Source organism: Pseudomonas batumici (genome assembly GCF_000820515.1).
In the GTDB taxonomy this organism is placed as follows: domain Bacteria; phylum Pseudomonadota; class Gammaproteobacteria; order Pseudomonadales; family Pseudomonadaceae; genus Aquipseudomonas; species Aquipseudomonas batumici.
This window is the reverse complement of record NZ_JXDG01000003.1, coordinates 19,857-36,192: the sequence shown is the minus strand read 5'-3', so window position 1 is coordinate 36,192 and position 16,336 is coordinate 19,857. Positions and strand designations below refer to the sequence as shown.

14 protein-coding genes are annotated in these 16,336 nt (G+C 62.0%); 6 read left to right on the top strand and 8 right to left on the bottom strand.

All coding sequences use genetic code 11. The features are described from left to right. Nucleotides 1-39: 39 nt before the first annotated feature. A complete protein-coding gene (locus UCMB321_RS00725; protein WP_040063072.1) occupies nt 40-756 on the bottom strand; it encodes a FadR/GntR family transcriptional regulator in 717 nt (238 codons plus the stop codon). A 351-nt stretch (nt 757-1,107) separates the two neighbouring features. Here UCMB321_RS00725 and UCMB321_RS00720 point away from each other — a divergent pair, with 351 nt between their 5' ends. From UCMB321_RS00720 to UCMB321_RS00705, 4 genes are all read left to right on the top strand, one after another. Further along, nucleotides 1,108-2,463, top strand: coding sequence for an MFS transporter (locus UCMB321_RS00720; protein ID WP_040063070.1), 1,356 nt, complete (start codon nt 1,108-1,110; stop codon nt 2,461-2,463). A 28-nt stretch (nt 2,464-2,491) separates the two neighbouring features. Next, complete coding sequence (gene gudD, locus UCMB321_RS00715) at nt 2,492-3,844, top strand: glucarate dehydratase (protein ID WP_040063068.1); 1,353 nt, start codon at nt 2,492-2,494, stop codon at nt 3,842-3,844. Between the two features lie 189 nt (nt 3,845-4,033). Further along, nucleotides 4,034-5,026 carry a diaminopimelate epimerase gene (locus UCMB321_RS00710; protein ID WP_040063066.1) on the top strand — a complete coding sequence of 331 codons (993 nt, stop codon included), beginning with the start codon at nt 4,034-4,036 and terminating at the stop codon, nt 5,024-5,026. 185 nt (nt 5,027-5,211) lie between these two features. Beyond that, complete coding sequence (locus tag UCMB321_RS00705; protein ID WP_040063062.1) at nt 5,212-5,802, top strand: hypothetical protein; 591 nt, start codon at nt 5,212-5,214, stop codon at nt 5,800-5,802. A 6-nt stretch (nt 5,803-5,808) separates the two neighbouring features. Here UCMB321_RS00705 and UCMB321_RS00700 read toward each other — a convergent pair whose 3' ends face one another. Genes UCMB321_RS00700 through uvrB form a run of 3 tightly spaced genes read right to left on the bottom strand, consistent with a single transcriptional unit; the run spans nt 5,809 to nt 10,061 of the window. Beyond that, complete coding sequence (locus tag UCMB321_RS00700) at nt 5,809-6,780, bottom strand: hypothetical protein (RefSeq protein ID WP_040063059.1); 972 nt, start codon at nt 6,778-6,780, stop codon at nt 5,809-5,811. Then, nucleotides 6,777-8,021 (bottom strand): cytosine deaminase, encoded by a 1,245-nt coding sequence (gene codA, locus UCMB321_RS00695; RefSeq protein ID WP_040063057.1) that lies wholly within the window; start codon nt 8,019-8,021, stop codon nt 6,777-6,779. The genes UCMB321_RS00700 and codA overlap by 4 nt, the downstream gene beginning before the upstream one ends. A gap of 24 nt (nt 8,022-8,045) precedes the next feature. Then, entirely contained in the window at nt 8,046-10,061 is a 2,016-nt protein-coding gene (gene uvrB, locus UCMB321_RS00690; protein ID WP_040063055.1) for an excinuclease ABC subunit UvrB, read from the bottom strand. 325 nt (nt 10,062-10,386) lie between these two features. Here uvrB and UCMB321_RS00685 point away from each other — a divergent pair, with 325 nt between their 5' ends. Both UCMB321_RS00685 and UCMB321_RS00680 read left to right on the top strand, forming a co-directional pair. After that, nucleotides 10,387-11,583: an amino acid aminotransferase gene (locus UCMB321_RS00685; RefSeq protein ID WP_040063054.1), complete on the top strand. Its 1,197-nt coding sequence runs from the start codon at nt 10,387-10,389 to the stop codon at nt 11,581-11,583. Between the two features lie 345 nt (nt 11,584-11,928). Next, nucleotides 11,929-13,257, top strand: a complete 1,329-nt coding sequence (locus UCMB321_RS00680) for an OprD family porin (protein ID WP_040063053.1) — start codon at nt 11,929-11,931, stop codon at nt 13,255-13,257. 26 nt (nt 13,258-13,283) lie between these two features. On the opposite strand, the gene UCMB321_RS00675 is transcribed toward UCMB321_RS00680, so the two are convergent. From UCMB321_RS00675 to UCMB321_RS00660, 4 genes are read right to left on the bottom strand one after another with little or no spacing between them, the layout of a single operon-like run. After that, the gene (locus tag UCMB321_RS00675) at nt 13,284-14,045 is read right to left on the bottom strand and encodes a GGDEF domain-containing protein (RefSeq protein ID WP_040063052.1); all 762 of its coding nucleotides are present in this window, start codon (nt 14,043-14,045) and stop codon (nt 13,284-13,286) included. Nucleotides 14,046-14,067: 22 nt separating this feature from the next. After that, nucleotides 14,068-14,457, bottom strand: coding sequence for a DUF1987 domain-containing protein (locus tag UCMB321_RS00670; protein ID WP_040063049.1), 390 nt, complete (start codon nt 14,455-14,457; stop codon nt 14,068-14,070). Between the two features lie 19 nt (nt 14,458-14,476). Next, nucleotides 14,477-15,046, bottom strand: a complete 570-nt coding sequence (locus UCMB321_RS00665) for a SiaB family protein kinase (RefSeq protein WP_052451034.1) — start codon at nt 15,044-15,046, stop codon at nt 14,477-14,479. Then, nucleotides 15,039-16,262 carry a SpoIIE family protein phosphatase gene (locus UCMB321_RS00660; RefSeq protein ID WP_040063534.1) on the bottom strand — a complete coding sequence of 408 codons (1,224 nt, stop codon included), beginning with the start codon at nt 16,260-16,262 and terminating at the stop codon, nt 15,039-15,041. The genes UCMB321_RS00665 and UCMB321_RS00660 overlap by 8 nt, the downstream gene beginning before the upstream one ends. Between the last annotated feature and the right edge of the window lie 74 nt (nt 16,263-16,336).

The following is a 16,336-nucleotide window of genomic DNA, read 5'->3' as shown; positions in this document are numbered from 1 at the left end:
GGCGAGCGCGGCTTCAGATTGCCTTGACCGACGGGCGGGTCATTCGCGGGAAAACCGCTCGCGGCTGTTGCTCAGGTGTGTCCACATCGCCGCCCGCGCCGCATCCGGGTCCTGGCGGCGGATAGCCGTCAGGATCGCTTCGTGCTCCAGGCTGGCGAGTTGGCCCAGTTGTGCCAGGTCAGCATCGCCGCGCTCCGCGCCCGGCACCCGGGTGCGCGGAATCATCGAGCTGCCCAGGTGCAGCAGGATCTCGGAAAAGTAGGCATTGCCGGTGGCTTCGGCAATCAGCAGGTGAAAACGCTGGTCGGCCGCCACGCAACTGTCATTGTTGGCCAGCAGGCTCCGATACTCGTCCAGCGCTGCGCGCATCTGCTTGAGATGCTCGTCGCTGCGCCGACGTGCCGCCAGCGCCGCCGCCTGGGTTTCCAGGCCCAGGCGCAGTTCCAGGAGATCGCGCACGCTCAGCGCGGTTTCCACATTCAGGCGCAAGCCATGGGGCTCCTGGCGCTCCAGCACGAAACTGCCGACTCCATGATGGGTTTCCACCCAGCCCGCGGCCTGCAGTTTGGAAATCGCCTCGCGCACCACCGTGCGGCTGACCTTGTGCTCGCGCACGATGGCACTTTCCGACGGCAGCTTGTCGCCCGGTTTCAAATACCCCAGGCGAATCTGCTGGGTCAGGTGATCGACCAGGTCATGGGCCAGGTTGGGGCTGCGTTTGCGTTGTGGCGCAAGGGGGGCGGTTTCAGTGCTCATGGGCGTGTCACGCAGGGGCGAGGGGAAAGCTTAACACTCGTCTGACAAGAGGCGTAGCGGCCATGGCTATCATGTATGACAACTTGATGCCGAGGAAGGCGAGTTTTTTGGCGGCGGCTTTGGTCAAAGGCTTTTATGTGATTTTGTCGGGCGTGCTGCTTTTGTAAAAAATACCTATAAATCAATAATATAAAATTCATAGAAGAATTCTACCGCTCAATCTGAACGCTTTTTACCCAAAAAACGCTGTATGACCACTTGTTGCTCTATTTTTCTACTCGTATGATGACTGTCGACTGGGTCGTCTGATCCAGCACCCCCGCACACAAAAACAACCCGTGGGAGACTGTCGTGAACAACACCCTAGATCCGTCCGCAACGGCGGAACGCGATTCCCTGCTGGCCGCCGCCGTGGCGAAGGTCAAGCGTCATGTGCTGCCGCTGTTCGTCATCATGTTTATCGTCAACTACATCGACCGGGTGAACATCGGCTTCGTGCGCACGCACCTGGAACACGACCTGGGGATCGGAGCCGCTGCCTACGGTTTTGGTGCCGGGCTGTTCTTCATCGGTTATGCACTGCTCGAAGTCCCGTCCAATATCCTGTTGCAGAAGGTCGGTGCCCGGATCTGGCTGACCCGCATCATGTTCACCTGGGGACTGGTCGCCACGGCCATGGCCTTTGTCCAGAACGAAACCCACTTCTATATCCTGCGTTTCCTGCTGGGGGTGGCTGAGGCCGGGTTCTTTCCCGGGGTGATCTACTACTTCACCCGCTGGCTGCCGGGGGTGGAGCGGGGCAAGGCGATCGCCATCTTCCTCAGTGGCTCAGCCGTGGCCTCGCTGATTTCCGGTCCGCTGTCCGGTGCCCTGTTGCAGATCGAAGGCCTCGGCTGGCACGGCTGGCAGTGGATGTTCATCATCGAGGGCCTGGCGTCGGTGGTGCTCTGCGGATTCACCTGGTTCTGGCTCGACTCCACGCCTGCGGATGCGAAGTGGCTGAGCGTTGCCGAGCAGCAGCGGCTGGTACAGGCCATCGAGGACGAGCAGCACGAGCGCGATGCCTCGATGCCGGTCAAACCGTCGATCTGGACCTTGCTCAAGGACCGCCAGATCCTGTTGTTCTGCGTGCTGTATTTCTGCATCCAGCTGACCATCTATGCCGCCACTTTCTGGCTGCCCAGCATCATCAAGAAGATGGGCCAGCTCACTGACCTGCAGGTCGGCTTGTTCAACTCGATTCCCTGGCTGATCTCGATCATCGCCATGTATGCCTTCGCGGCCGCCTCGGGCAAGTGGAAACACCAGCAGGCCTGGGTCGCCTCGGCACTGCTGATAGCCGCGCTGGGGATGTTCATGTCCACCACCGGCGGGCCGATCTTCGCCTTTGTCGCAGTGTGCTTCGCGGCGATCGGCTTCAAGTCCGCGTCGTCGCTGTTCTGGCCGATTCCCCAGGCTTACCTGGATGCGCGCATCGCCGCGGCGGTGATTGCCCTGATCAACTCCACGGGCAACCTCGGTGGTTTCGTCGCGCCGGCCACCTTCGGCTTGCTGGAGGAGCGCACCGGCTCGATCCAGGGCGGCTTGTACGGCCTGGCGGCAACTTCGGTGATCGCCGCGATCCTGGTGTTCTTTGCCCGCACCAAGCCCAAGCCTTCTCACACGCTACCGGGATCGGTCAGCCCGGTCTTGAACAAATCCCATTGAATACTGCGGTTGAACACAGGTACGAATCATGACGACAAACACCTTGAACATGGCCGGCCAGGCCCCCGTCATCACCGGCTTGCAGGTTATCCCGGTAGCTGGCCACGACAGCATGCTGCTGAACCTGAGCGGTGCCCATGGCCCGTTTTTCACCCGCAACATCGTGATCATCACCGACAGCAGCGGTCACACCGGCGTCGGTGAAGTCCCCGGCGGCGAGCGTATCCGCGCCACCCTGGAAGATGCCCGTTCGCTGTTGCTGGGGCAGTCCATCGGCAACTACCAGAAGCTGCTCAACCAGGTGCGCCGCACCTTCGCCGAGCGCGATGCCGGCGGTCGCGGCCAGCAGACGTTCGACCTGCGTATCACCATTCATGCGGTAACCGCACTGGAAGCCGCGCTGCTGGACCTGCTCGGCCAGTTCCTCGGTGTGCCCGTGGCGGCCTTGCTGGGTGAAGGACAGCAGCGCGATGCGGTGAAGGTGCTCGGTTATCTCTTCTACATCGGTGATCGTGGCAAGACCGACCTGGCCTACCGCCACGAAGCCGAGGCAGATGACGCCTGGTTCCGCCTGCGCCATGAGGAGGCCATGACCCCCGAGGCCATTGTCAGGCTGGCCGAAGCCGCCCAGGCGCGTTACGGCTTCAATGACTTCAAGCTCAAGGGCGGGGTGCTCGGCGGAGCGCAGGAGATGGAGGCGGTGACCGCCTTGGCCGAACGCTTCCCCCAGGCGCGGATCACCCTTGATCCCAACGGTGCCTGGTCGCTCAAGGAGGCGATTGCCCTGTGCCGTGACAAGCATGCCGTGTTGGCCTACGCCGAGGATCCTTGCGGTGCCGAGAACGGTTACTCGGGGCGTGAAGTCATGGCCGAGTTCCGCCGGGCCACGGGCCTGCCGACGGCGACCAACATGATCGCCACCGACTGGCGGGAAATGGGTCATGCGATTCAATTGCACGCTGTCGACATACCCCTGGCCGACCCGCATTTCTGGACGATGCAAGGCTCGGTGCGGGTGGCGCAGATGTGCCATGAATGGGGCCTGACCTGGGGTTCGCATTCCAACAACCACTTCGATATTTCCCTGGCGATGTTCACCCATGTGGCCGCCGCTGCGCCGGGTGAGATCACCGCCATCGACACGCATTGGATCTGGCAGGACGGCCAGGGGCTGACCAAGGATCCGTTGCAGATTGTCGACGGTTTTATCCAGGTCCCGCAAAAGCCGGGGTTGGGGATCGAGCTGGATATGGATGCAGTGGCCAAGGCCCATGAGTGCTACAAAAATATGGGCCTCGGCGCCCGCGACGACGCCGTGGCGATGCAGTTCCTGATTCCCGGCTGGTCGTTCAACAACAAGCGCCCGTGCCTGGTGCGGTGAGGCCTGTTCGATCTGGCGAATAAACCTTCAGGAAAAGGTCGAACACGCTCCCTTGTAGGAGCAAGCTTGCTCGCGATAGACGTCAACGATAACGCGGGACACCTGATACCCCGCGGTGTCCTGACTACCATCGCGAGCGAGCTCGCTCCTACAATGGCAGGCTTGAGAGGACGCTTGCAGAGAGGGTGTATGCCGACGTTTTACGACGCACGTGGGAATATCTATGCCGTGGCCAGCCCCGCGGAAGTACGCGGACTGGGCCTGGATGTGCCTGCGCACGCCGAGCAGGCGGCGCTGCAGCGCCAGTCCTGGACGCTTGAAGCGGTGGAGGCACTCTGTGGCTGGGGCGGGCAGGCCCCTGCGCGAGGGGGCAAACACCATCGTTCGGATGGCTTGTTGGTCGGGCCGTTCCAGACGCAAGCGCCGTTCGATCTGCTGATCGTCAATACCGATGGCACCCTGGCCGAGCGCAGCGGCAACGGCTTGACGATTTTCGCCCAGGCGTTGACCGAGCAAGGCTTGATGCCGGCGCAGGGCGGCTGTCTGCTGCGGGTCCATCACGATCAGCCGGGCGGTCTCACGCCGGTCTCCACCTCGGTCGAGCCGGCGCGGGTCGAGGATCAACAGGGGTTCTGGCTGGATCTGGGGAAGCCGGCGTTCGGTCCGGCGGCGGTGGCGGCCCAGGGTGTCGGCGAGGCTGAGTTCAACGGCCGTCCCTTGAACCATGTCGCGGGCTTGTCGAGCCTGAACGCCGCCTGGCAGCGCAGCCAGTTCGTGCGCATCGGTAATCCGCATTGCGTGACGCTGGTCGAGGATCCTGCGTTGCTGCCGAGCAATGCACAGATGGGCGAGTCCTCGCTGGAGCCTGGTCTCACGCGCCTCGCATTTGCTCCACCGACCGGTGCCGGCGAGCCCTGTGCGGCGGGGGTGAATCTGCAATGGGCAACCCTGGTGGCACCGGGGCATTTGCAAGCCCGGGTATTCGAGCGGGGTGAAGGCCCCACGGCATCCTCCGGCACCAGTGCCAGCGCAGTGGCCTGCGCCGCCTGGCGGGTCGGCTGGGTCGAGGCGGGCGAGGTCCGGGTCAGCATGCCGGGCGGTACGGCGCCGATCCGTCTGGTGGCGCTGGAGGATGAATTGCAGAGCGTCCATCTGTTTGGCGCGGCCCGGCGTCAATCCTGAGGGGCGGTGCTCGCTGCCGACATCACGAGCAGAAAAAACGCCCCCTCGAGAGGTCCGTTTTGCCCTTGTCCGGCCCTGGCGGTTTTGGCTTGATGGATCGGCGAGGTTCAAGGCTGGCGAGTGCCTGTCTCGCTCGGCCCGTGAAAACAGGTGCGAATTTCCGACTCGTTTAAATGGAATTTACGATGAGAGTACCTAAAGGTTTATTCAGCACGCTGGTGTGTGCCGGGCTGGTTTTCAGCGCCGGCTCCGCTTGCGCTCAACTGCTGCCCGAGCCGGTCGCCAGGGAAAGGATCACGGCGTCCTCCGGTGCGACCGATGCGGTCGAATCCAGTCCGGCGGAACTGCTGGAAGGCAGTCGCACCGATTATTTTTCATGCTCGGTCGGCCCCTTCCGCGGTGAGCTCGAGGCCAGGGTGGTGTTCGCCTCCGCCGGCAGTACGGCTTACTTCGATGTCAGTACGGTGAGGTACCGGATTGTTCGCAGCGGCGGCCAGAGCGGCGGCAACAAGGCCAATGTGAACTTTCACCTGGACACCTTGAATAAACAGGGCGTGGTTCGGGCCAGTGACCCATACCGCTCGCCGGACGCCATGCGCCAGGACGGCAGTTGGCATCTGCTCGACGTCAACCGGATCGTGCGCACGGATTATCAGGGGGCGGTGACGTTCGAGTTCGTGTTCGACCGCTCGGTGGCCAGCGATACCCGTTGTGCCGCGCATAAAACCTACCAGTGGGCCGGCGCCTCGACCGCGCGTTCCAGCGCGGTCGACTGAGCCGACTCAAGGGGCATCGAGTCCTGGCGCTTCACGGATCAGGAAGTGATCCAGGTTGTCGATTTCACAACTGAACACGCTGAAGGTCTGTTCCGGGTCCTTCTTGCTCGGCACTTGCTTCAATTGCGGCGTGACGCCGTAGAAGAAGCAATACAGGTCTTCAGCCTGGTCGATGACGCGCTTGATCTCTTCCAGGAACACCGTGCGCTGGCGGTAATTCTCGATGAGGTTCTTGCTCAGGTAGACATTGATCGAATAGCGCTTCTTGTCGGCCCACACCGGTTTGTCGAACACCACGCTGAAGCTGGTTCTGTAGTCCTTGATTTCCTTGATCTTGCCCCAGTAGATCAGGCCCTGGCGGTCCTGGCAGTATTCGACCTTCTTGAAGAAGGCGTTGTAGTTCAGGGTCAGGTCGCCAATGGTCAAGGGCATGCGTTTGAGCAGGTCCTTGTTGGCGTGGTTGGAGACGAAGCACTCCACCGGATGGGCGAATACGCTGGTGCGGTTCGGCGTGGCCTTGGCTTCATGGGCGGCAGGGGCGTCGAAGGGGGCTGGTGCCGGCTCGGCGCTCGACGGTGGTTGGTGGCCGGAGCTGGCGGTCGGCGTCTTGCGTGTGTAGGTCCGGCGGGTCAGTAGCAGTTCGACGGGGAAGTTCTGCTCGCCTTCGATATCCTCCAGCGGCTGATCCGGATCGAGCCCATTCGCTGCGGTTTCCGGGCTCAGGTACGGGCAGTCTGCCAGGTGCCGGGTACTGGGCATGTTCTTGAAGTGCGGGGTCCGTTTGAAGCGCGGGTTGCTGGCGTTGTAGGTGGTGAGCCGGTTGCTGCTGTCGAAGGCCGCGCGGCAGGCATCGTTCGGGCACTGGAAGCTTTCCCGGCCTGAATCGAACTCCAGCGTTTCATCGAAGTTCAGGTCGCGCACGTCATAGATCGTCAGTTTCTCGTCGAGGCTGACGCAATAGGCCTTGTCGAATTTCATGGGCGGTCCTGCCAGTGCAGCTGCGCCGGTTCGCGTTGCACCAGGACCTGGCCGTTGCGGATCGAATACAGCGGCAGGCCCTGGCTGCGGATCATCTCGTAGTCGCTGTCCGCCGAGAGGATCAGCAGGTTGGCCGGGCGTCCGACTTCCAGGCCGTAGCGGTCGCCCAGGGACAGGGCCTTGGCGCTGTTGTCGGTGACCATGTCGAGGGCGCTTTGCAGGTTGCGATAACCGAGCATATGGCAGATATGCAGCCCGGCCTCCAGCACCCGCAGGATGTTGCCGTTGCCCAGTGGGTACCAGGGGTCGACGATCGAGTCCTGGCCGAAACAGACATTCATCCCGGCGTCCAGCAACTCGCCGACCCGGGTCACGCCACGGCGTTTCGGAAAGTTGTCGAAGCGTCCCTGCAGGTGAATGCTCTCGGTGGGGCAGGACACGAAGCTGATCCCCGAGGCCTTCAGCAGACGGAACAGCTTGGCGCAGTAGGCGTTGTCGTAGGAGCCCATGGCCGTGGTGTGGCTGGCGCTCACCCGCGAGCCCATGTCGCGGCTGCGGGCTTCTTCGGCCAGCACTTCGAGGAAGCGCGAGTGCGGGTCGTCGGTTTCGTCGCAATGCACGTCCACCAGGCAGCCGGTTTTTTCCGCCAGGTCCATCAGGAACTTCACCGAGGACACACCCTGGTCCCGGGTGTATTCGAAATGCGGGATGCCGCCCACCACGTCCGCGCCCAGGTTGATCGCCTCGACCATCAGCTCCCGGCCATTGCGATAGGACTCGATGCCTTCCTGGGGAAACGCCACGATCTGCAGGTCAATCAGGTGCCGGGTTTCCTCGCGCACTTCGAGCATGGCCTTGAGTGCGGTCAGTTGCGGATCGGTGACGTCGACATGGGTTCGCACATGCTGGATGCCATGGGCGGCGAGGCTGCGGATGGTCTTTTTGGCACGGGTCTTGGTGTCGTCGTGGGTGATGGTGGCCTTGCGCTCACCCCAGCATTCGATGCCTTCGAACAGGGTCCCGCTCATGTTCCAGCGCGGTTCGCCGGCGGTGAGGGTGGCGTCGAGGTGGATATGCGGTTCGACGAAAGGCGGGACGACCAGGTTGCCCTGGGCGTCGAGGTCGCTCGGGCCGACCGTCAACGGGCCGGTCTGCGGGGTGATGCTCGCGATCCGTGCGTGTTCCAGGTGCAGGTCGTACAGGCCTTCGCGATGACGCAGCTTGGCGTTGAGGATATGCATGGGTGGGTCCTTGTCGGGTGAGCTTCAGACGGTCAGCAAGCGCTCGCGCAGCTTGGCGACCTCGTCGCGCATCTGCGCCGCCGCTTCGAATTCCAGGTCGCGGGCCAACTGGTACATCTTTTCTTCCAACTGGCGAATACGCTTGGCGATCTCGCTCGGCGAGCGCAGTTCGTTTTCGTAGCGGGCGCTTTCCTCGGCGGCCTTGGCCATGCCCTTGCGCTTCTTGCTGCGCGAGCCGGGCACGGTGGCGCCTTCCATGATGTCGGCGACATCCTTGAACACGCCCTTGGGCGTGATGCCATTGGCCAGGTTGAAGGCGATCTGCTTGTCGCGCCGGCGCTCGGTCTCGCCGATCGCCCGTTCCATGGAGCCGGTGATGCGGTCCGCGTAGAGAATCGCCCGGCCGTTGAGGTTGCGCGCGGCCCGGCCAATGGTCTGGATCAGCGAGCGCTCGGAACGCAGGAAGCCTTCCTTGTCCGCATCGAGGATGGCTACCAGCGACACCTCGGGCATGTCCAGGCCCTCGCGTAGCAGGTTGATCCCCACCAGCACATCGAAGGTGCCCAGGCGCAGGTCGCGGATGATTTCCACCCGCTCCACGGTGTCGATGTCCGAGTGCAGGTAACGTACCCGCACGCCGTGGTCGGCGAGGTAGTCGGTGAGGTCCTCGGCCATGCGCTTGGTCAGGGTGGTGACCAGCACGCGTTCTTCCAGCGCCACCCGCTTGTTGATTTCCGAGAGCAGGTCGTCGACCTGGGTCAGCGCCGGGCGGACCTCTACCTGCGGGTCCACCAGGCCGGTGGGGCGAACCACCTGCTCGACGACCCGGCCGGCGTGTTCGGCTTCGTAGTTGCCGGGGGTGGCGGAGACGAAAATGGTCTGCGGGCTGACCGCTTCCCACTCGTCGAAGCGCATCGGCCGGTTGTCCAGCGCCGAGGGCAGGCGGAAACCGTATTCCACCAGGGTTTCCTTGCGCGAGCGGTCGCCCTTGTACATGGCGCCGACTTGCGGAACGCTGACGTGGGATTCGTCGATCACCAGCAGCGCATCCGCCGGCAGGTAGTCGTAAAGGGTCGGCGGTGCTTCGCCGGAGGCGCGGCCCGAGAGGTAGCGCGAGTAGTTTTCGATGCCGTTGCAGTAGCCCAGCTCGAGGATCATTTCCAGGTCGAAGCGGGTGCGCTGCTCCAGGCGCTGGGCTTCCACCAGCTTGTTGTTGTCGCGCAGGTAGTCCAGGCGCTCCTTGAGCTCTTCCTTGATCCCGTCGATGGCGTCGAGCAGGGTTTCCCGCGGCGTCACGTAGTGGCTTTTCGGATAGAAGGTAAAGCGCGGCAGCTTGCGGATCACCTCGCCGGTCAGCGGGTCGAAGGCCGACAGGCTTTCCACTTCGTCGTCGAACAGCTCGATACGGATCGCTTCCAGGTCGGATTCGGCCGGGTAGACGTCGATCACGTCGCCGCGCACCCGGAAGGTCGCCCGGGCGAAGTCCATGTCGTTGCGGGTGTATTGCAGGTCGGCCAGGCGGCGCAGCAGCGCGCGCTGGTCGAGCTTGTCGCCGCGGTCCACGTGCAGGACCATCTTCAGGTAGGTTTCCGGGCTGCCCAGGCCATAGATGCAGGACACCGTGGTGACGATGATGGCGTCCTTGCGCTCCAGCAGCGCCTTGGTCGCCGACAGGCGCATCTGTTCGATATGGTCGTTGATCGACGCATCCTTCTCGATAAAGGTATCGGAGGAGGGCACGTAGGCTTCCGGCTGGTAGTAGTCGTAGTAGGAAACGAAATACTCCACGGCGTTGTTCGGAAAAAACGCCTTGAACTCGCCGTACAACTGCGCGGCCAGGGTCTTGTTCGGCGCCAGCACCAAGGTGGGCCGTTGCACCTGGGCGATGACGTTGGCGATGCTGAAGGTCTTGCCCGAGCCGGTCACCCCGAGCAGGGTCTGGTGAGCCAGGCCGGCTTCGATGCCCTCGACCATCTGACGAATGGCTTCGGGCTGGTCGCCGGCGGGCTGGAAGCGGGTGACGAGCTGGAATTCGGACATAACCTACCTCTGGGTTCGTTCCCGCCTGACAGTCACGGCAAAAACGAGAAAGGGTCTCTTACGACCGATGTCGTAGGGAAAAACCATGATAATGCTGGATATGGTGCTTGGTACGACAGCTTTCAAGGCAATCCTAACCTAGACACCTTGTTGCAATTGGACGGGCGTGCCGCAAATAAATCAAAAAACTTGTCACATTCCGACAATAGTCGGTCGCCCTGACCGGTGATGGCCTCTATACTAGCTCCCCGTTTGTGCACCGCTCTAGTGCAATCGGCTGGAGCGTTGTCACCCCCTCCATCCTCCATTCAGAGCCGCCGCAATAATGAGCCTGTTCTCCGCTGTCGAAATGGCACCACGCGATCCTATCCTGGGCCTCAACGAAGCATTCAATGCCGATACCCGTACCGACAAGGTCAATCTGGGTGTTGGTGTTTACTGTGACGAAAGTGGGAAAATTCCACTGTTGCGGGCCGTTATCGAAGCCGAGACCCAGCGCGCGGCTCAGCATGCTTCCCGTGGCTACTTGCCGATCGACGGGATTGCCGCCTACGACAAGGCCGTGCAGACCCTGTTGTTCGGTCAGGATTCGCCGCTGATCGCTTCCGGTCGTGTCCTCACCACCCAGGCGGTCGGCGGTACCGGCGCGCTGAAAATCGGTGCCGACTTCCTCAAGCAACTGCTGCCGAGCGCCACCGTGGCCATCAGCGACCCGAGCTGGGAAAACCACCGTGCGCTGTTCGAAACCGCCGGTTTCCCGGTGCAGAACTATCGTTACTACGATGCCGCGAGCAACGGCGTGAACCGTGCCGGTCTGCTGGAAGACCTCAACGCGCTGCCGGCCAAGTCCATCGTCGTGCTGCACGCCTGCTGCCACAACCCGACCGGTGTCGACCTGACTCCGGCCGACTGGCAAGACGTGCTGAACGTGGTCAAGTCCAAGGACCTGGTGCCGTTCCTCGACATGGCTTACCAGGGCTTTGGCGATGGCATCGATGAAGACGCCGCCGCCGTGCGCCTGTTCGCCGAGTCGGGCCTGACCTTCTTCGTCTCCAGCTCGTTCTCCAAGTCGTTCTCGCTGTATGGCGAGCGTGTCGGCGCGCTGTCGATCGTCAGCGAATCGAAGGAAGAGACCGCCCGTGTCCTGTCCCAGGTCAAGCGCGTGATCCGCACCAACTACTCCAACCCGCCGACCCACGGTGCGAGCATTGTCGCGGCGGTGTTGAACAGCCCTGAGCTGCGCGCCCAGTGGGAAGCGGAACTGGCGGAAATGCGCCTGCGCATTCGCGGCATGCGCATGCAGATGGTCGACCTGCTGGCCCAGCACGGCGCCAAGCGTGACTTCAGCTTCGTCGGTCGCCAGCGCGGGATGTTCTCCTACTCCGGCCTGACCGCCCCGCAAGTGGCCCGCTTGAAAAGCGAGTTCGGCATCTACGCGCTGGATACCGGCCGTATCTGCGTGGCGTCGTTGAACCAGCGCAATATCGAAGCCGTGGTGAAGGCGATCATCCAGGTGATCTGACCTGACCGGTAATGCCTTGGCGTCATGAAAAAGACCTGCAGCGATGCAGGTCTTTTTTTTCGCCTGGAGAAACATGAGCGGCAACTTAAAACTCGGTGAAGAAAGTTTCACTGCCGGTTAATTCAGTGTTCATCAAGGCCGCGAGCAAAAAAATATATATAGGTGGCGGCAATTACAATAATGATCCATCCGCCACTTCCTTCGATACTTCGAAGATTGTCCTTGCCCTCGGGCACTTCCTGCCCTTCACCGTTTTACGTTTCCACCCCTTCGCGCGGAGGACGGCGCGTGCGCCGCCGTTCGCACTGACAAGAGGGTGAAACATTATTAACCAGGGGAATAACAATGATATCGACCAAACTCAACTTCCTGACGCTGGCGGTCTCGCTGGGCGTGGCCCAGGCCGCCATGGCGACCACGGTCACGGATCAGGACGAGGCCAAGGGGGTCGTCGAGGACAGCAGCCTCAACCTGCATCTGAAGAACCAGTACTTCGACCGTGACGTGAAAAACGGTCCGGCGGACAAGAAGGACTGGACCCAGGGCATCTTCGGCAACTACAGCTCCGGGTTCACCCAGGGCACCGTCGGCTTCGGCGTGGACGCCTTCGGTTACTGGGGCATCAAGCTCGATGGCGGCGCGGGCACGGCCGGTACCGGTAACCTGCCGGTGAGCCGCAGCGGCGAGCCCGAGGACGATTACGCCAAGGCCGGCGGCGCGGTCAAGATGCGGATCTCCAAGACCGAGTTGCTCTACGGCGATATGCAACCGACCGCGCCGGTATTCGCCGCCGGCGGCACCCGCCTGATTCCGCAAACCGCCACCGGCTTCAACCTGCTGAGCAGCGAGATCAAGGACCTGGACCTGGAAGCCGGGCACTTCACCAGTGGTACCGGGGTGGTCTCCACCAGCAACGATCATTCGCTGTATGCCACGTACGCCAACGTGACCACCAGCGCCGTCAACTACCTCGGCGGCAAGTACAAGGTCAACGACAACCTCAACTTCACCCTCTACGGTTCCGAGTTCGAAGACGTCTGGCGCCAGTACTACACCAACGGCAACTACACCCTGGGGATCTCGCCGGGGCAGTCGCTGAACTTCGACTTCAACCTGTACCGGACCAATGACGAGGGGGCGGCCAAGGCCGGACCGATCAACAACACCGCGTTCTCCTTCGCCACCGCCTACACCTTCCTGACGGCGCATACCCTGACCCTGGCGTTCCAGAAGATCCACGGCGACACGCCGTTCGACTATGTCGGCTTCGGCACCAACGGCCCGGGCGATGGTGGCGACTCGATCATGCTGGCCAACTCCGTGCAGTACTCGGACTTCAACGGCCCGGGCGAGAAGTCCTGGCAGGCGCGCTACGACCTGAACATGCTGAGTTATGGGGTGCCGGGCCTGAGCTTCATGACCCGCTATATCTACGGTGACGATATCAACGGCACCCGGATGGCGGCGGACAGCGCCTACAACCAGCTGCACTACGGTGCCGATGGCCGGCACCACGAGACCGACTTCGAAGCCAAGTACGTCGTGCAAAGCGGTCCGGTGAAGGATCTGTCGCTGCGTCTGCGCCAGTCGTTCCACCGTGCCAACGCCGACCAGCCTGAAGGCGACAACAACGAACTGCGTCTGATCGCCGATTACCCTATCTCGATCTTCTGATCAGGGGGTGGGAAAAGGAGGGGCGGTCAGGCCTCGGCGCCTGTCCGCGCCGCCTCCACGCGATTCCTGCCCGCGCGCTTGGCCTGATACAAGGCGGCATCCGCCAAGCCATAGGCGCTGTCGAAACCGGTGCCCATGGGGCTGGCGCTGACCCCGAAACTCGCGGTGATCCGCCGGTTGACCGGCTGCCCGAAGACATGCGAGGCAATGCTGTCACGCAGGGTTTCGGCCAGGCTGAGGCCTTCCTCGAGCGTGCCGGCGGGAATCAGCACGGTAAATTCCTCGCCGCCCACGCGGCCAATGAATCCCGCATTGCCCACCGCCCGGCGCAAGCAGCCGACGATGCCTTGAATCACCGCGTCGCCCGCGGGATGGCCGAACTCGTCGTTGATCTGCTTGAAGTGGTCGATGTCCAGCACCACCATCACCGCACCGGTCTTCTGCAAGGCTTGCACGGTCAGGTCAATGATCGCGCCACGGTTCAGCACGTCGGTCAGCGCATCGTGGGTGGCGCGGTATTCGAGTTGGCGGGCCAGGGTTTGCAACTGGGCGTTGAGCGTATTCATTTCGCGCTCGGCACGGTCGCTGCGCCGTATCAGGCGGCGCGTCTCGCGCATGAGCCGTTCGAAGTGCACGGTCAGGTCGCCGAGTGCCTGCTGGTACACCGGGGCGTCAGCTTCAGTCAGGGCCAGAATCGAACGGGCGTGTTCAAGGGCGTCAGTTTCGCTTCTGAACAGGTCGGGTACCGCGTCATCCTGTGCGCCGGCGGAAGTGACTGAAGCAGTCATGCTCATCATCCTTCTCGGGGACTCATTGCAGAGTCGTTGCGTGGTCGTTGAAAGTGATGGCGGTAAAGTCGGCCTTCAGCTCTTCACCGAACTCGAAAATCGTTTCGTCTTCTTCATCGTGGTACCAGTTCACCTGCATCTCGTTACCCGATTGAGCGGCCTTGTCCAGCGCATCGAAAATGCTGAACAGCATCTTGGTGCTGGAGCTGTTGAAATAGGCCAGCGCGATATGGGTGGTGATGGTGGTGTCCTCGCGGGTGGCGAGGTAGCTGCGCAGTTGCTGGAGGACGGGGGTATAGAAGGCGGCGGCATTTTCCGGGTAGGACTCGCCTTTTATCGTCAGCAGATTCTGATCGAAACGAAAGTCGACTTCCGGTGATGTGGCGGTTGCTTCAACGTAGAAATTATCCATGGCGATTGCGTCCCTCTACTTAGATAGTGGCTTTAAGGCAGAACAGCGTGGTTCCCGGGTCGTCCGCTCTCGGGTAGAAATCGAACTCCAGCGGCGCACAGGCATCGCGCGCCATCGTCAGGAAACCCAGGCCCGCGCCCTTGCTGCCCTCGGGGGTTTCCGCGCGCAAGGTCACTTTGTAGGCCTGCTTGATCTCCTCGAGCGACATGTTGCGCAGGGGTTCGAGTTTTTCCCGCAGACGGTCGACGTCGCTGGTGGCGATCGGGTTGGCACAGAGCATCAGGTGGCGATCACCCTCTGCGCTGATGCACACCGCGCCCTGGCGCAACGACGAATCTTCGCAAGGGTCGGTGGGCAACGAGTCGGATGAGTAGTGAATGATGTTCTGCGACAGTTCGACGAAGGATGAAAACAACTTGCGTCGCGTCGGCCCATTCACACCCGAGATTTCCAGTTGCAGCCTGACCACCTCGGCCATCGCGGTGATGATGGTGTGGGAGAAATAACCCATGTGATAGAAAATCACGTTGCGCTGTTGGGCCAGGTCGAAGAAGTGGCAGTCGGAGTGAGCAGCATTTGAGTTAATCATGATCGTTTCCAAGACGCGCGCAGAAGAGGGTGAGGTCGTCACGCCGGGCTTGCTCTCCCTGCCAATTGGCCAGCGTGCGTTGCAGGGCTTCGCAGATGACGGTCGCTGGCTGATTGCGGTGTTCCAGTATCGTGTCGAAGGCCTTGCTCTTGCCGAAGGCAATGTTGCGCGGGCCGCCGATCTGGTCGGTCAAGCCGTCGGTGGCAATGAACACCAGGCTGGCCGGCGCCACCGTCACTCGGCTCACCGGCCATTGGTAGTCGATGTCGCTGTCCACGTAGCCGACGCCCACGCGCTGGCCCGCCAGGGTTTCCAGCTGTTGGGCATCAGGCGGCAAGAGGTAGAGCGACATGCGCGCGCCGGCAAAGCTCAAGGTCCGGCTCGCGCTATCGAACCAGAAAAAGGCGGCATCCAGGCCATCGTCGGACTCGGGGGTTTCATCGACGCCCTGGACCTGTCCCAGCAGCTCCTTGACGCTTTTGTTCACCGCCGATAACAGTGCTCCGGGATCACGGGGGCCGAGCTGGACCAGCGCCTGGGTCAGCGAGGAGGAAGCGATCAAGGTCATGAAGGCACCGGGAACACCATGACCGGTACAGTCGGCGATCGCCCCGAACCAGCCATCGGGGTAGGCGCAGAAATGATAGAAGTCGCCACCGACGACATCCCGCGGTTCCCACAACAGCACGGCATCGTCGAGGGTCGACTTCAGGGTGTCCCGCGAGGCGCGCAGCATGGCGCGCTGGATAACGCTCGCGTACTCGATGCTCTGCATGATCTGGCGATTTTTCTCGGCCTGCATGGCCGCGACCACTTCCATCAGTTGCAGGCCGTTGCCCAATCCGGCGAATTGGCCGTCGCGGGTGATGATAAAACCGTCCGCCAGGGTCTTTTCGCCAAACTCCACGGTCTTGAAGGTCAATTCTTCAATGCTCATTCCGGCATCGACGATCAACGGCTCCTTGTCCATGAAGGCAATGCAGCTTTTCTTGTCGTACAGCTCGCGATGAAACGGCTTGCTCATCATCGACAGGAAGATATTGCGGTTGATCAGGCCGATCGGGCGCTCGTCTTCCAGCACCGCCAGGCAGGCGATTTCCTTGCGCGAGGTGAAGGTTTCCATCACCAGGGCATTGGTGCTGCTGGAGTCGATCGCCGGGACTTCAATGCATAAATCACCTGCGCAGCGATGATCTCTGGGCCGCTGTGGACGCATAAAGGGGAAGTTTTCCGCGCGCATGCTGGGGTCGCCGGGCAAGATGAAGGCACAATGCTATCTGCGCAATATGA

What these genes read in the sequence shown, in the direction of transcription:
- UCMB321_RS00685 (WP_040063054.1), top strand. Translation starts at nt 10,387, where the DNA reads ATGAGCCTGTTCTCCGCTGTCGAAATGGCACCACGCGATCCTATCCTG.
- codA (WP_040063057.1), bottom strand. Translation starts at nt 8,021, where the DNA reads ATGCATATCCTCAACGCCAAGCTGCGTCATCGCGAAGGCCTGTACGAC.
- UCMB321_RS00705 (WP_040063062.1), top strand. Translation starts at nt 5,212, where the DNA reads ATGAGAGTACCTAAAGGTTTATTCAGCACGCTGGTGTGTGCCGGGCTG.
- gudD (WP_040063068.1), top strand. Translation starts at nt 2,492, where the DNA reads ATGACGACAAACACCTTGAACATGGCCGGCCAGGCCCCCGTCATCACC.
- UCMB321_RS00710 (WP_040063066.1), top strand. Translation starts at nt 4,034, where the DNA reads ATGCCGACGTTTTACGACGCACGTGGGAATATCTATGCCGTGGCCAGC.
- UCMB321_RS00700 (WP_040063059.1), bottom strand. Translation starts at nt 6,780, where the DNA reads ATGAAATTCGACAAGGCCTATTGCGTCAGCCTCGACGAGAAACTGACG.
- uvrB (WP_040063055.1), bottom strand. Translation starts at nt 10,061, where the DNA reads ATGTCCGAATTCCAGCTCGTCACCCGCTTCCAGCCCGCCGGCGACCAG.
- UCMB321_RS00680 (WP_040063053.1), top strand. Translation starts at nt 11,929, where the DNA reads ATGATATCGACCAAACTCAACTTCCTGACGCTGGCGGTCTCGCTGGGC.
- UCMB321_RS00675 (WP_040063052.1), bottom strand. Translation starts at nt 14,045, where the DNA reads ATGACTGCTTCAGTCACTTCCGCCGGCGCACAGGATGACGCGGTACCC.
- UCMB321_RS00660 (WP_040063534.1), bottom strand. Translation starts at nt 16,262, where the DNA reads ATGCGTCCACAGCGGCCCAGAGATCATCGCTGCGCAGGTGATTTATGC.
- UCMB321_RS00725 (WP_040063072.1), bottom strand. Translation starts at nt 756, where the DNA reads ATGAGCACTGAAACCGCCCCCCTTGCGCCACAACGCAAACGCAGCCCC.
- UCMB321_RS00670 (WP_040063049.1), bottom strand. Translation starts at nt 14,457, where the DNA reads ATGGATAATTTCTACGTTGAAGCAACCGCCACATCACCGGAAGTCGAC.
- UCMB321_RS00665 (WP_052451034.1), bottom strand. Translation starts at nt 15,046, where the DNA reads ATGATTAACTCAAATGCTGCTCACTCCGACTGCCACTTCTTCGACCTG.